11 protein-coding genes are annotated in these 14,262 nt (G+C 63.4%); 3 read left to right on the forward strand and 8 right to left on the reverse strand.

All coding sequences use genetic code 11. The features are described from left to right. Nucleotides 1–42: 42 nt before the first annotated feature. The 8 genes from SA496_RS17725 to SA496_RS17760 all read right to left on the reverse strand — a co-directional run bounded on the left by SA496_RS17725 (nt 43) and on the right by SA496_RS17760 (nt 10,601). Nucleotides 43–2,127: an acetate--CoA ligase family protein gene (locus tag SA496_RS17725; protein ID WP_330114218.1), complete on the reverse strand. Its 2,085-nt coding sequence runs from the start codon at nt 2,125–2,127 to the stop codon at nt 43–45. A 121-nt stretch (nt 2,128–2,248) separates the two neighbouring features. Beyond that, the gene (locus SA496_RS17730; protein ID WP_120649904.1) at nt 2,249–3,409 is read right to left on the reverse strand and encodes an acyl-CoA dehydrogenase family protein; all 1,161 of its coding nucleotides are present in this window, start codon (nt 3,407–3,409) and stop codon (nt 2,249–2,251) included. A 19-nt stretch (nt 3,410–3,428) separates the two neighbouring features. Next, complete coding sequence (locus SA496_RS17735) at nt 3,429–4,211, reverse strand: enoyl-CoA hydratase/isomerase family protein (protein ID WP_120649903.1); 783 nt, start codon at nt 4,209–4,211, stop codon at nt 3,429–3,431. 344 nt (nt 4,212–4,555) lie between these two features. Beyond that, nucleotides 4,556–5,953 (reverse strand): amino acid permease, encoded by a 1,398-nt coding sequence (locus tag SA496_RS17740; RefSeq protein WP_330114219.1) that lies wholly within the window; start codon nt 5,951–5,953, stop codon nt 4,556–4,558. Between the two features lie 182 nt (nt 5,954–6,135). Further along, the gene (locus tag SA496_RS17745) at nt 6,136–8,379 is read right to left on the reverse strand and encodes an ATP-binding protein (RefSeq protein WP_153917369.1); all 2,244 of its coding nucleotides are present in this window, start codon (nt 8,377–8,379) and stop codon (nt 6,136–6,138) included. Next, on the reverse strand, nt 8,376–9,149 hold the full coding sequence (locus SA496_RS17750; RefSeq protein WP_120649900.1) for a substrate-binding periplasmic protein: 774 nt from the start codon (nt 9,147–9,149) through the stop codon (nt 8,376–8,378). The genes SA496_RS17745 and SA496_RS17750 overlap by 4 nt, the downstream gene beginning before the upstream one ends. 4 nt (nt 9,150–9,153) lie before the next feature. Then, on the reverse strand, nt 9,154–9,867 hold the full coding sequence (locus SA496_RS17755) for a response regulator (protein WP_120649899.1): 714 nt from the start codon (nt 9,865–9,867) through the stop codon (nt 9,154–9,156). 83 nt (nt 9,868–9,950) lie between these two features. Continuing rightward, nucleotides 9,951–10,601 carry a TetR family transcriptional regulator C-terminal domain-containing protein gene (locus tag SA496_RS17760; protein WP_120649898.1) on the reverse strand — a complete coding sequence of 217 codons (651 nt, stop codon included), beginning with the start codon at nt 10,599–10,601 and terminating at the stop codon, nt 9,951–9,953. A gap of 201 nt (nt 10,602–10,802) precedes the next feature. On the opposite strand from SA496_RS17760, the gene SA496_RS17765 reads away from it, so the two are divergent. Genes SA496_RS17765 through SA496_RS17775 form a run of 3 tightly spaced genes read left to right on the forward strand, consistent with a single transcriptional unit; the run spans nt 10,803 to nt 14,247 of the window. Further along, complete coding sequence (locus SA496_RS17765; RefSeq protein WP_330114220.1) at nt 10,803–11,897, forward strand: polyamine ABC transporter substrate-binding protein; 1,095 nt, start codon at nt 10,803–10,805, stop codon at nt 11,895–11,897. A gap of 39 nt (nt 11,898–11,936) precedes the next feature. Next, complete coding sequence (locus SA496_RS17770; RefSeq protein ID WP_330114221.1) at nt 11,937–13,355, forward strand: aminotransferase; 1,419 nt, start codon at nt 11,937–11,939, stop codon at nt 13,353–13,355. Nucleotides 13,356–13,398: 43 nt separating this feature from the next. Beyond that, nucleotides 13,399–14,247 (forward strand): helix-turn-helix transcriptional regulator, encoded by an 849-nt coding sequence (locus SA496_RS17775; protein ID WP_153917367.1) that lies wholly within the window; start codon nt 13,399–13,401, stop codon nt 14,245–14,247. Nucleotides 14,248–14,262: the final 15 nt, after the last annotated feature.

Consider the following 14,262-nt stretch of genomic DNA (forward strand, 5'->3'; position numbering starts at 1 on the left):
CTCCGCCGCTCGCGAGCAAGCTCGCTCCTACAGGGGGGGATGTCATTCCGCGATACGGATCAGTGCATCCACCGCCACGGCGCCTTCCGCGCAGACCAGCAGTGGATTCACGTCCAGCTCCAGCAAGCGTCCGGCGTTCTCGCAGGCGTAATCCGCCACAGCGCGAATGGCGGCCACCAGCACCTCCAGGTCGGCCACCGGCCGCCCACGGAAGCCGGTAAGCAGCGGCGCGCTACGCAAGCTCAACAGGGCATCGCGGATTGCCGCATCGTTGGTGGGCAGCAGCAGGCTGCGGCTGTCCTTGAGCAACTCGACGAGAATGCCACCGGCGCCGATCACCAAAGCCAGGCCGAAACCTTCTTCGCGTTTGACGCCCACAATCAGCTCCGCCAGCGGCGGTGTGGCCATGCGCTCCAGCAATACCTGGTCGAAGGCCACGCCCGGTGCATAGGCGGCAATACGTTGCCGCATCTCGCCCAGGGCCTGGTCCAGGGACTCGGCGTCGCGCAGGTTGAGCGCAACCGCGCCGGCTTCGGTCTTGTGCGGCAAATGGGCGCTGACGGCTTTCAGTACCAGCGGATAGCCAAGCCTCCCGGCATCCTCCAGCGCCCGCTCAGGAGTACTCAGCAGCGCCTGCGGCACCGGGAGGCCGAAGGTGCGCAGGGCTTGCTTGGATTGCCACTCGTCGAGCAATTCGCCCTCTGCCACAGGAGCCGGGCTCAGGGGCACCAGGGCCGACTCACCTCGCGCCAGCAATCGGTCGCGGCGCTGCCGGTAGGTGGCGATGCGGCCCCAGGCGGCCAACCCATCTTCCACCCCTTGCAGGGCGGCCACGCCACGAGCATGCAGGTATTCACGGGCATGGGGCGGCAGCAGTTCGGGCAAGGCCGAAGCGATGAAGCCAGTCTTGCCGTGACGCGCGAGGGCGTCGCAGTAGAGCTCCAGCAGCAGGTCGCACTGAGGGCGCTCTCCGGTATCTTCGCCCGGGTAGTCGAGCACAAGCAGCGCGGCGTCGGCGGGACTGTCCATAGCGCTGTCGAGCATGCGCGCCAGTGCAGCACCATCGCCCCAGATGGCAGTGGTGAAGTCCAATGGGTTGGCGATGTTGGCGTAAGCCGGCAGGACCTGCGCCAGCTCGCGACATTGACCGTCGTCCAGCTTCGGCAATTGCAGACCGTTGAGTTCGGCGTAGTCGGCGATCAGCCCGGCATCGCCGCCGGAACAGGCCAGGGCGATCAGGCCGGGACCGCTTGGCAGCTTGCCGCAGGCCGCAGCCTTGAGGGTTTCCATGAAACTCACCGGGCCACTGACACGAATCACTCCGAGACGCTCGAAAAGGCTGTCGTACAACGTATCGGAGCCAGCCAGGGAGCTGGTGTGGCTGAGAGCGAGCTCTGCGCCAATCTGCGATACACCAGTCTTCAAGGCGATGATCGGGATGCCCTTCTCCAACGCCTTGTGCGCCGCGCGGGCAAAGCCCGGTATGTTCTTCAAGCCCTCGAGGTGCAGACCGATGGCTGTGACGCGAGGTTCATCCAACAGCACATCCATCAGTTCGGCCACGCCCAGTTGGGCCTGATTGCCCACAGAGGCCATGTAGGCCACGGGCAGGGAGCGGTCACTCATGGACAGGTTGTAGGCGAAGTTGCCACTCTGCGTGAGCACCGCCACGCCCTTCTCCACCAGTTGGCCGCCATGGGCTACTGGCCAAAGAGCCGCGCCATGCAGGTAGTCCAGCAGGCCGTAGCAGTTCGGGCCGAGCAGCGCCATTTCGCCGGCCGCCGCAAGCAGTTGTGCCTGCAGGGCCTGGCCTTCGGCACCGGTTTCGGCAAAGCCAGAGGCGTAGCAGATGGCGCCTCCCGCTCCCTTTGCGGCAAGCGCGGCAACGCTGTCCAGGGTCTGCTCGCGGTTGGTGGCGATGAACACCGCATCCGGCCCGCAGGGCAGTTCGGCGACACTGGCCACGCAATTCACGCCTTCCAGTTCGGCGTGCTGGGGATTGACCAGCCACATCTGGCCGGCAAAGCCGCCCTCGGCGCAGCGCTTGAGCGCACGGGCCATGCTGCGACCGCCGATGAAGGCCAGATGCCGGGGCGCCAGCAGGCGCTTGAGGTTGTCTCTATTCATGTCAGTTCTCGGCTTGGGACTTGGCAGGATTTCCCTCAACCCCTGCCCCGCTCCGCACCCCGGCGCGATCGTTTCGAGATCAATCGCTCATCGACACCGAAGTGAGCGGGGAGCGGAGGCGTCAGCGCAGCAGCGGCCGCAGCAGTTCGCGGGAAATGATGTGGCGCTGGATTTCCGAGGTGCCCTCCCAGATTCGCTCGATCCGGGCGTTGCGCCAGATGCGCTCCACCGGACCTTCATCCATCAGGCCCATGCCGCCGAAGATCTGCACGGTCTCGTCGGCCACCTTGCCCAGCACTTCGCTGGCGAACAGCTTGGCCATGCCGGCCTCGCCGTCAGTCATGCTGCCCTGGTCCATTTTCCACGCGGTGTGCAGGGTCATCAGCTCGGCCGCGCGAATTTGCGTGGCCATGTCCGCGAGCTTGAAGGAGATGCCCTGGTAAGTACCTATGGGCTGGCCGAACTGTTTGCGGTCGGCGGCCCATTGCAACGACAGATCGAGGGCGCGTTGGGCCTGGCCAACACAATTGGCCGCCACCATTACACGGCCGGCGGTGAGCCAGGCGTTGGCCACTTCCCAACCCTTGTCCACTTCGCCAAGGACCTTGGAGGCCGGCACGCGGCAGTCATCGAAGAAGATTTCGTAGGTGTGATAGCCCTTGTTGCTGACACACCGGGGACCACGGCGCACGGTCATGCCGGGAGTGCCCTTGTCCACCAGGAAGGCAGTGACGGCATTGCGCTTCTTGCCGTTGCGCTCGTAGGTGTCGGTGACGGCGAAAACGATGGCGAAGTCGGCATGACCGGCGTGACTGATGAAGTGCTTCGCACCGTTCAGGATGAAGTCATCGCCATCGCGCACTGCGCGGGTCTTGATGGAGTTGGCGTCGGACCCGGCACCCGGTTCGGTCAGGGCGAAGCAGTCGATCTTTTCTCCCTGGATGCAGGGCAGCAAGTACTGCTCGATCTGCTCGCCCTTGCAGGCCATGAGGATCTTCGAAGGCCGCGCGACGAACACATGCAACGCCCAGGACACCTTGGACAGCTCGCGCTCGACCAAAGCCTGGGACAGGTAGTCGAGTCCGCCTCCACCTACCTCTTCCGGCATGTTGAAGGCATAGAAGCCGGCGGCCAGCGCCTTGCCGCGAATCTGTGCAGCCAGCTCCGGGGAGACGGCGTCGGCGCGGTCCACTTCCTCTTCATACGGCAACAGTTCCTTCTCGACGAAGCTCTTCACCGCCTCGACGAGCATTTCCTGTTCCTGGGTCAGTTTGAAATCCATGGGAGTCACCTGCCCGCGCTTAGCGGCCTTTGAATTGAGGGGAACGTTTCTCGGCCACGGCGCGCAGCGCTTCGGCGGCGTCTTCGCTGCGGCCACACAGCAAGCCGGCAGCCTGTTCGGCTTCCAGTTGCTGGGCGAGGCTACGGCTGGCGCCATCACGAATCAGCGCCTTGGCCTGGGCAAAGGCGAAGGTGGGACCAACTGCCAGGCGCGCAGCCAGCTCACCGGCGACAGCCTGCAGTTGCTCGTCGGCGCAGACTTCACCTACCAGCCCTGCCGACAGCGCGCGGTCGGCACTCCAGAGTTCATCGAGGAACAGCAGGCGCTTGGCCTGTTCGGCGCCAATCAGGCGCGGAAGGTGCCAACTGGCCCCCGCATCCGGCGAATAGGCCATGCCGGTGTAGCCAGCCTTGAAGCGCGCCGAGGCGGCGGCAACGCGAAGGTCGCAGCACAGCGCGAGGTCCATCCCCGCGCCGACGGCGGTTCCATTGATGGCGGCGATGGTAGGTTTGGCCAGGCCATGCAGCCGGGTCATCAGGGCGTGGGCTGTTTCGGTCCAGCCATAGGTTTCCAACTCGCCGCGGGCTTCCGCGTCGGCCCATTCGGCAAGATCGGCACCAGCGCAGAAACTGCGCCCTTCTCCGGTCAGCATCACAACGCGCACGGCCGGATCGACTTCATGGGCAGCAAGCAGTTCAAGCAGGGCGTTCAGGGTGGGAATGTCCAGCGCATTGCGCTGTTGGGGGCGGTTCAGGGTGATCCGGGCGACACCGGCTTCGACCTGGCTGAGCAAGGTGGTCATCGCAACCCTCGTCTTGTTGTGATTGGTGGTGAGGAACTCAGGACGATCCTAAACGAGTGTTCAGGAAGCCGGCAATCCCGCCCAAATGGGGTATGTAACGTCGAAGCCATACACCTAAGTGTTTGTTTTAAATTGATTTAGCCCGGAGAGAAACGTAACGGGAGCGACGGTTGTTACATCTTTGAACAACTCGAAACCGACAATCCTTTCCCTCAAAATGGGCAGGAAGCTCGAGCTGAGGATTGGCCCCCTCCCCCAGAGGGAGAGGGGGCAGTCCGTGTGAGGTTGAAGATTTGCAGGCTTTCTGTAGGCGCGAAGTCATTCGCCAATAGCGCGCGAGGACGTTACACCGCAGGAGCAACCATCGCCCGGCGCTGACGCTTGAATTGCAGGAAGTAGTAGACGGCGTAGCAGATACCGACGAAGCCGAAGCCCCAGTAAAGCGACGGCCGTTGTGTCGGGTCCATTGCCAGGAAGACGAACAGCGAGCTGCACAGCAGGATGCAGGCCAGAGGCAGGATGGGATACAGGGGCGCTGCGTACTTCAGGTCCTGAACGGTACCGCCGGCCTTGTAGTGCGCGCGGCGGAAACGGTACTGCGCCAGAGCGATGACGATCCAGGTCACGGTGCCGGCCATGCCGCTGACGGCCATCAGCACCATGAACAGGGTGTCGGCGGCTACGACGCTGGTCAGCAGCGACAGCAGTGCGAAGCACAAGGTGATGCAGAGGGCACGCAGCGGTACACCGCGCTTGCTGAGTGTTGCCAGGCTACGCGGCGCCATTTCGGTTTTGGACATGGCCCAGAGAATCCGGGTTGAAGCATAGAGACCTGAGTTTCCCACCGAGAGGATGGCGGTGAGGATGACGAAGTTCATCAGGTCGGCTGCAAACGGAATTCCGACCATATCGAACACCTGGACGAACGGACTTTCCATCAGGCCCGCCTCCTGCCAGGGAACGATGGCCGAAAGCACCACGATGGCCAGCACATAGAAGATCAGCACGCGAAACACTACGTTGCGCACAGCGCGCGGAATGCTTTTCTCCGGCTGATCCGTCTCACCGGCGGCCACACCCATGATCTCGCACCCCTGGAAGGCATAAACCACCGCCATCATCACGGCGAACACCGCAGAAAGGCCGTTGGGGAACAGGGTGTCACCGATCAGGTTGGAGAACTTCGGCGCCGGTTCGCCACTGGCTAGCGGCAGGCCGCCGAAGATTGCCAGGAGGCCGACGACGATGAAGCCGAGAATGGCCGCCACCTTGATTCCAGAGAACCAGTACTCCGCCTCGCCAAAGGCGCGAGTGGCCAGGGCATTCAGGGAGAACAGCACCACCACGAACAGTGCCGACCAGTACCAGATGGGGACTTCGGGGAACCAGCGCGTCATCAGCATGCCGGCTGCGGTGAATTCCAGGCCAACCGTGGTGGCCCAACTCATCCAGTAGACCCAGCCGATCATGAAGCCGGTACCGGGACCGATGTAACGGGTGGCATGGGCCTGGAAAGAGCCGGATACCGGCATCTGTACCGAGAGCTCACCGAGGCAGACCATCACCAGGTACATCAGCAGGCCGGCTACCAGGTAGGCCAGCACCGCGCCTGCGGGGCCGCCCTGGTGGATGGTGACGCCCGAGCCCATGAACAGGCCAGTGCCGATCACCCCACCGAGGGACAGCATGAAGATATGGCGGCTTTTCAGCGCGCGGGTGAGCTGGATGCGTTCTTCAGACATGGCGCACCTCGGTGAAGGTACGACGGGAGAGGCGGGCTTTGCTGGTCATTATTCTTGTCTCCAATAGGCCACGAGGACCGCGTTGGACGCGGCTCGGACCGATTATTGGAAGGACTTGTAAGACGCCGTTGAATGCGGGGATCGAAATTGTAAAAAGTCGTAAGGAATTTGTTCGACGCTCACTAGGCGCGCTGCAATTGCTCGTCCAGCATCTGGACAGAGCGCGCCAGCAGCTCTTCCAGGCGCGGTGTCAGCGCAGGCAGGGCGAGCGCATCGCCGGCCTGCGCCAGGTCTTCCAGCTCTCGCAAGCAGCTCGCCAATGCACGTAGCCCGAGGGACTCACTGCTGCCGGCGAGGCGATGGGCGAGGTGCCCGACTTCGGCGCAATCCTGTGCCTCCAGAGCATCCAGCAAGCCGGTACGCTGTTCGTCGAGCATGCGTCGCAGCAGGACCAACAGCCCCTGGACCTTCTGCTCTCCGAGAAGGCCGCGATGGGTGTCCAGCAATTGCTGGTCCAGCAGCTCGTCACTCTCCACCTCTACGGCCACCGTTCCTGGCCTGGTCAGGGCACGGCGCAGGTCGTCGAGCTTCAACGGCTTGGCCAGCGCACCATCCATGCCGGCGTCCAGGCAGCTGCGCACCAGGGCCGGCTGCAGGCTGGCGGTAAAGGCGAGGATGCGGGTGCCCCGGTTGGCACCCTCGAAGTCGCCACGGATCAGCCGGCATAGCTCGGTGCCGGCCATGCCCGGCAGGTGAAGGTCCAGCAGGATCAGGTCGAAGCGTCGCTGCCGGCAAAGCTGCAAGGCCGGCTCGGCGTCCTCTGCCAAGGTGACGCTGTGGCCATCACGCTCCAGTAGCCCGGTCACGACTTCGCGGTTGAGGGCGACGTCCTCGACCACAAGCACATCCAGCGGCTGGCCCGGTGCCGTGATAGCCGGGATGCTGTTCTGATTTCGTGCGACTGGCAATGTCAGCTCGAACCAGAAACAGCTTCCCTCACCTTCCACGCTCTCGACACCGATACTGCCCCCCATCAACTCCACCAGACGCCTGCTGATGGCCAGCCCCAGGCCTGTGCCTCCGTAGCGTTGGGCGACAGCTTCGCTGGCCTGGGTGAAGCGCTCGAAGATTTTCTCCTGCATCTCAGGCGCGATGCCAATGCCATCGTCAGTGATGCTGATGCGCAGTCGTTGCCCATCGGGCTTCGACTCCAGCAGCCGCACATCCACCAGGATTTCCCCGTCCGTAGTGAACTTCACCGCATTGGCCAACAGATTGCTCAGCACTTGGCGCAGGAACTGTTCAGCGCCGTGGCAGCGCACCTGGACCCTCGGATCCAGGCGCGAACGAAGGATGGTGCCATTTGCACCGGCCCTGGGCTCCAGCAGGGTCAACACCTGGTCGAGCAGTTCCGGCAAGGAGAAGTCGACCCGCTCAGGCCTGCCCTCCCCTTCCTCCAGGCGGGCAAAATAGAGCACCTCATTGAGAATTGCCAGCAAGCCTTCCGCCGCCTTGTACAGGGCGTCCAGCCGCTTTCCGTCGCGCTCGTCCAGAGTAGCGCCACGCAGCAGCTCGGCCATGCCGAGGATGCCATTGAGGGGGGTGCGGATTTCGTGACTCATGGTGGCAAGAAAGCGCGACTTGGCGAGGTTGGCTGCCTCGGCATCTTCCTTGGCCCGTTGCAGGCTGGCAGTGCGCCGTTCCACCATGCCCTGCAAAGCGGCCCGATCCTCTTCGCGGCGCTGAATATCGTCGACAAAAGCCCGGCGCATGTCGTCGAGGGCCTGAGCGACCGTGTCGATCTCATCGGCGCCGCGCCCACCCCGGCGATCGAGGTGCAATGCCTCATGCCAGTCACCAGCGCCGATGCGCCGGGCGAAATCGGCCATGACCTGCAGATGGCGGGTGACCAGTCGATGGAACAGCCAGGACAGAGTTATCGCGAGACCACACAGGAAGACTCCCATCCACAGCAGGCTGGTGAGGCCAGTGGCATAAAGGCGCTGATAGACAGCCCCGAGGTCGATGGCGACTTCCAGTTCGCCCAACTGGCGTGGCTCGCCACTGGGCGGCTGGTAGGAAAGCGGAAAATGCTCGCGTCGCAGCGGACCGGTGGGGTCGCTGGCACCTTCCTGCAAATCGAAATCAGCGCTCGTCAGGCGAACCCTGGCGATATCGGGAAAGTCTGCCAGGCCGCGCAACTGCATCTTGAGCTGTTCCTGATTGAGATCCCAAAGGCTGCGCTCGAAGCTGGCCAAGTAGCCGACACGGATCAGATCCAGTCGCGCGTCGATGTCGCGCATCTCGCGGCGGTATTCCAAGTGCAGTTGCACTGCGCTGGCCACCAGCGTGAAGCACAGGCTGAACAACAGGATGAACAGCAGCAGCCGTCGCAGCAGGCCGCTGGCGGGTTTCGGCACGGTCATCGGCGCGACTCCGGCTGGGCGATCATGTCGCGGTAGGTGGCTTCGCTCTCCGCCAGCCAGCGCTCGATTTCACCGCTATCGGCCAGGTGCTGCAGCTCGCGGTCGATTTCCCCCATGCGCACCGCCAATGGGGAATGTCGTGACACCGCCAGACGCAGGTGGTCCACCGCCAGGGTCAGCGGCAGGGCCCGGATATCGCTGCCGCCTGGCAGGTGCTCGATATAGAGCAACCCGGTGCGCCGCTCATGGGGAATGAAGTCGATCCGGCCACGAATCAGCTTGCCGAAGTTCTGCTGGCTGTCGGACACCCATTCGATATTGCCAGCGCGGGCAACAGCCTGGTCGAACGCTTCGCCGTAGCTTTCACCAAACAGCAGACCTCCGCGATAGCGCGTGAGGTCTTCCAGCTTGTTCACCTCAAGCGGGCGCTGCCGGTTGTAGAACACCGCCACCTCCTCGCGCAGTACGGCGGTTTCGGCAAAGGCCAGCTCGGCCATACGCTCGGGCGTCCGGTACGCCAGCACCACATCCACACGTCCCTGCGCGGCATCCATCAGGCAGCGCTTCCAGTTACCCAGCACCACCATTTCCACGTCCAGGCCGAGTCTGGCGAACACTGCCTTGACCACTCTCGGCGCCAGGCCGCGTACCTGCTTGCCGTCGCTCCAGGAAATCGGCGGATAGACCGGATAGTCGCAGTAGCGCACGGCAGGCGCGGCATGGACGGTATTGCAGAGCATGAACAGCGCCAGCAGCCAGGTACGCGCCATGGATTCAGGCAGCGCTGGCCGTGGCGGTGAACAAATAACCCGTGCCGTGGATGGTGATGATCAGCTGCGGTTCAGCGGGATCGTCGCGCAGCTTGCGGCGCAGCCGCCCGACCAGCACATCGATGGAGCGGTCATTGGGTAGCCATTCGCGGTTGCGGATCTGGTCCATCAATTGGTCGCGGCTAAGGGTGTGCCCGGCATTGCGCAGGAACACGCTGAGCAACTGGAACTCGCCATGAGTTAGCAGGGTCTCGCTGCCGTCCTGATCGATCAGGCGGCGGCGGTCGTTGTCCAGCATCCAGTCGGCGAAACGCCGAAGCGGACTGCCGGGAACCGCAGCCGGTTGCTGGGCATGACGTACCCGACGCACCAGGTTCTTGGCGCGGGACACCAATTCACGGGGATTCAGGGGTTTGACCACGTAGTCGTCGGCGCCGCATTCAAGGCCGACGATACGATCGACTTCATCGTTGCGGCCAGTGATGAGGATGATGCCGACCTCGGAACGCACACGCAGTTCGCGGGTCAGGGTCAGGCCGTCCTTGCCGGGTAGGCGGATGTCGAGCATCACCAGGTCTACCGGGCTTTCCGCCAGCGAGGCTTCTGCCTGTTCGGCAGTGCTGGCGCAACGCACCTGGTAGCCCTCCTGGGCGAGGTAGGACTGGAGCAGTTCACGGATCAGCGGATCGTCGTCGACGATCAGCACACTGGGAGCCATTGCAAATGCCCTCCGCCGCCGCTGCTTGGCGGGGCGATCTTATTGTTGGAGTGGCTGGAGGTTATCGCCCGCTGAACGATCGATCAACAGCCGCCGACGGGACGCAGGAAGCGCTGCATGCCGCCAGCCTGGAGACCGTCGACCCACGCTTCGCAGATCTGCGCGCCTTGTGCCGGCGTAAAGGTGTGCGGGTTCAGCCCGGACTCCAGCCAGAGCCCATCGAGCAATGCACTGAGACTGATGGCGGCGAGCTCGGCGTCGAAACCCTGCCAGCCCTCCTCAAGTGCCAGTTCAGTGAGCACCTTGGCAAGAATGGCCCGGTACTCGCCATAGGACTGATCGTGAGCCTGATTGATGGCCTGGGCAGTCTTCACGGCTCCCCAGAAGGCCAGCCACGCCTCCAGCAGTTGGGGGTCCAACAGCTCTGCGCTGAAGGACGCCTGGAAGAACGCCGATAGTCGCGGCCGTGGACTGGGCGGAGCATCGTCGATGGCATCGCGCAGGAGCTTCATCACCCGTCCCGTGACAGCCAGGTAGGCCTCGGCGACCAGTTCGTCCTTGCTCGCGTAGTGGTGATTGATCAGCCCCACCGAGACACCGGCCTCGGCGCAGATCTTGCGGATGGAGGCCCCCTGGAAACCGTGGCGTTTCAGGCATATGAGGGTCGCTTCGATCAAGTGCGCCTTGCGCAACTCGGGGTCCAGGCGGGAGTAGCGCACATCCTGGGTCGTCATGCCGAAAGCTCCTTTGGTGGTCCGGCGAGTCGTAGAACCTGTTCAAGCTCTTGCGATGCGCGGCAGATCATGGACAGGTTCTGAACGACTGTACAGGAGGAAGTCGACCCCACCTACCCGTTCGGGTTATGGCCGAGGTCGACCAAGGGGCACAAAGTAGGTAGCGAGGCGATTCGATAACAACAATAGAGGTGAACCGACATGCGCAAGACCCTGGTCGCTGCACTCGGCGCGACGCTCATCCTTCTGCCGGCCCTGAGCCCGGCGGACGACGGCAACACCCTGCGCCTGTACAACTGGTCGGACTACATAGGTGAACACACCCTCGCCGAGTTCGAGAAGGCCACCGGGATCAAGGTGATCTACGACACCTTCGATTCCTACGAGACCGTGCAGGGCAAGTTGCTGCCAGGCCGTTCCGGCTACGACCTGGTGGTGCTCAACGCCGCCCTGGTGCCGCCACTGCTCAAGGCAGGGGTCTTCCAGCCGCTGGACAAGGGCCGCCTGCCCAGTTGGAGCAACCTCGACCCACAGGTCCTGGCCAACCTGGAACACTTCGATCCGGGCGTAGCCTACTCGGCGCCCTACACCTGGGGCAGCAATGGCATCACCTACAACGTCGACATGATCAAGGCGCGCATGCCCGACGCGCCTATCGGCTCCCTGGCGATGGTCTTCGACCCCGAGATAGTGTCGCGTTTCGCAGATTGTGGCGTGACCCTGATCGACTCCCCCACTGATGTGCTGCCGCTGGCGCTGGCATACCTAGGGCGCGACCCGAACAGCGCCGAGCCCGAAGACCTAAAGGCCGCCCAGGACCTGCTGATGAAGGTGCGCCCCTACATCCGCAAGTTCGACTCCATGAGCTACCTCAACGGTCTTGCCAATGGCGACCAGTGCATCGCCATGACCTGGTCCGGCGACTACGCCACGGCCCAGGCTCGCGCCACCGAAGCTGGCGCCAAGGTGAAGCTGGACTACTTCATACCCAAGGAAGGCTCGCTGATCTGGTTCGATGACTTCTACATCCCCAAGGACGCGCCGCATGTGGAGAACGCTCACAAGTTCATCGAATACATGCTGCAGCCCAAGGTGATCGCACAGGTTACCGACTACATCCGTTATGCCAACAGCAACAAGGCCGCCACTCCGCTGGTAGCCGCCGAGGTGAGGAACGACCCGGCGATCTATCCCGACGACGCGACCCGCGCCCGGCTCTTCACCCAGAAAACCCAGCCGCAGAAAGCGATGCGCCTGATCACCCGCACCTGGAATGCGGTCAAGACCGGCAAGTGAATTGAACTGCCCAGTAGAGATGGACCCGAGGTAAAGACCATGAACACCCCAAACACCGACTTCTTCGCCCAGTTCGACGATGAGCGCCTGGTGGCCGCCGACAAAGCGCATTACATGCACGGTTACCACATCTTCGACGACCACAGGGAAAACGGCTCGTTGAACATCGCAGCCGGCAGCGGCGCCTACATCTTCGACACCGCCGGCAATCGCTACCTGGACGCCGTGGGCGGCATGTGGTGCACCAACATTGGCCTCGGCCGCGAGGAAATGGCCGAGGCCATCGCCGAACAAGTCCGCCAACTCGCCTACTCCAACCCGTTCTGCGATATGGCCAACGTCAAGGCCATCGAGCTCTGCGAGAAGCTTGCCGAACTGGCTCCGGGCGACCTCGACCACGTGTTCCTCACCACCGGCGGTTCCACCGCCGTGGATACCGCCTACCGCCTGGTGCAGTACTACCAGAACTGCCGCGGCAAGCCGGAAAAGAAACACGTCATCACCCGCATCAACGCGTACCACGGCTCCACGTTCCTGACCATGTCGCTGGGCGGCAAGGCAGCGGACCGTCCGGCCGAGTTCGACTTCCTCAAGGACCGCATCCATCACATCTCCTGCCCCAACCCCTACCGAGCACCAGCGGGCATCGATGAAGCGCAGTTCCTGGACTTTCTGGTCAACGAGTTCGAGGACAAGATCCTCACCCTGGGTGCGGACCGGGTGGGTGCCTTCTTCGCCGAGCCGATCATGGGCTCGGGCGGCGTGATCATCCCGCCGGCCGGCTACCACAAGCGCATGTGGGAGGTCTGCCAGCGCCATGACGTGCTCTATATCTCCGACGAGGTGGTGACCTCCTTCGGCCGTCTGGGCGCCTTCTTCGCCTCGGAAGATGTGTTCGGCGTCGTGCCGGACATCATCACTACCGCCAAAGGCCTGACTTCCGGTTACCTGCCGCTGGGTGCCTGCATCTTCTCCGATCGTATCTGGCAGGTGATCGGCGAGCCGGGCAAGGGCCGCTGCTTCAGCCATGGCTTCACCTACAGCGGGCACCCGGTGAGCTGCGTCAGCGCGCTGAAGAACATCGAGATCATCCAGCGGGAAAACCTGCTGACCCATGTGGACGAAGTGGGTGCCTATCTGGAGGAGCGCCTGCGGACCCTGGCCGACCTGCCGCTGGTGGGCAGCGTGCGCTGCAAGAAGTTGATGGCCTGCGTCGAGTTCGTTGCCAACAAGGCCAGCAAGACCCTGTTCCCCGATGAGTTGAATATCGGTGAGCAGATCCACCTGAGGGCGCAGAAGCGCGGATTACTGGTACGGCCTATCGTGCACCTGAACGTGATGTCGCCGCCGCTGACCATCACCCACGCCCAGGTGGACGAGATCGTCGACACGCTGCGCGAGGCCATCCTCGAAACCGCCGCCGACCTTGCGCGAAGTGGCGACTATGCCGGGAGTTGAGGGGGTCTGGCCGCCACCTGGCGGCACCAGTAGACTGCCGGCCATGACCGAAACCACTGCTGACAGAACCACCCCAGCCACCCTGCATGCCTGGCATGCGGGGCTGGCCCTGGCCATGGCCAGCGTTGCCGAAGCCGGCTTTTGCGAGAGGCTGGCAGAGGCGCTGGCCAGCCTCGTCCCTATCGAGTCCGTACTGCTTGGCCTGGAGTGCAAGGGCCTGCCGCCGCGCCCGCTCTACCAGCGTGGAATCCCGGCTGAGTACCGCGAGGCGCTCACCGAGCGCTACTACGCCCGTGGTTACATGCTCGACCCCTTCTGCCTTGCACTGGAGAACGGCCTGGCGGAAGGCTTCTACCACCTCTCGGAAATCGCCCCGGACGACTTCTTCAATAGCGAGTACTACCGCACCTACTACCTGAAATGCGGCTCGGTGGAAGACGCCCACTTCATCGTCGACCTGGGCGGCCAGCGCAAGGTTTCGCTGTGCGTTTACCAGGGTCGCAGCGGCGCACGCTTCAGCACTGCCGAGCTGGACCTTCTTCGGGCCGCACAGCCGCTGGTTCGGGAACTGATTCGCCAGTTCGACGAGCGCGGCGGACTGGTGCGCTGTCTGGACGGCCATGGACCTGCGCCCATGCATTCGGCGCCGGCCGCGGCGCTTAACCAGCAGATACGCGAGGCCTTCATGAACTTCGGCAGCGACCGGCTGACCGAACGCGAGCGGGAAATCGCCCACCTGCTGCTTCGCGGGCACTCGGCAAAATCCAGCGCCAAGGTGCTGGAAATCTCCCCGGAAACCGTGCGCATGCACCGCAAGAATCTCTACACCAAGCTGGAAATCAGCTCCCAGGCGGAGTTGTTCGCCCTGTTCATCGATTGGCTGACAGCCTGACCCAGGGGCCTTTTC

The organism is Pseudomonas sp. JS3066 (genome assembly GCF_036328175.1).
Classification (GTDB): domain Bacteria; phylum Pseudomonadota; class Gammaproteobacteria; order Pseudomonadales; family Pseudomonadaceae; genus Metapseudomonas.

Coding starts and splice junctions, on each gene's coding strand:
- SA496_RS17725 (WP_330114218.1), bottom strand. CDS start 2,127: ATGAATAGAGACAACCTCAAGCGCCTGCTGGCGCCCCGGCATCTGGCC.
- SA496_RS17730 (WP_120649904.1), bottom strand. CDS start 3,409: ATGGATTTCAAACTGACCCAGGAACAGGAAATGCTCGTCGAGGCGGTG.
- SA496_RS17735 (WP_120649903.1), bottom strand. CDS start 4,211: ATGACCACCTTGCTCAGCCAGGTCGAAGCCGGTGTCGCCCGGATCACC.
- SA496_RS17740 (WP_330114219.1), bottom strand. CDS start 5,953: ATGTCTGAAGAACGCATCCAGCTCACCCGCGCGCTGAAAAGCCGCCAT.
- SA496_RS17745 (WP_153917369.1), bottom strand. CDS start 8,379: ATGACCGTGCCGAAACCCGCCAGCGGCCTGCTGCGACGGCTGCTGCTG.
- SA496_RS17750 (WP_120649900.1), bottom strand. CDS start 9,149: ATGGCGCGTACCTGGCTGCTGGCGCTGTTCATGCTCTGCAATACCGTC.
- SA496_RS17755 (WP_120649899.1), bottom strand. CDS start 9,867: ATGGCTCCCAGTGTGCTGATCGTCGACGACGATCCGCTGATCCGTGAA.
- SA496_RS17760 (WP_120649898.1), bottom strand. CDS start 10,601: ATGACGACCCAGGATGTGCGCTACTCCCGCCTGGACCCCGAGTTGCGC.
- SA496_RS17765 (WP_330114220.1), top strand. CDS start 10,803: ATGCGCAAGACCCTGGTCGCTGCACTCGGCGCGACGCTCATCCTTCTG.
- SA496_RS17770 (WP_330114221.1), top strand. CDS start 11,937: ATGAACACCCCAAACACCGACTTCTTCGCCCAGTTCGACGATGAGCGC.
- SA496_RS17775 (WP_153917367.1), top strand. CDS start 13,399: ATGACCGAAACCACTGCTGACAGAACCACCCCAGCCACCCTGCATGCC.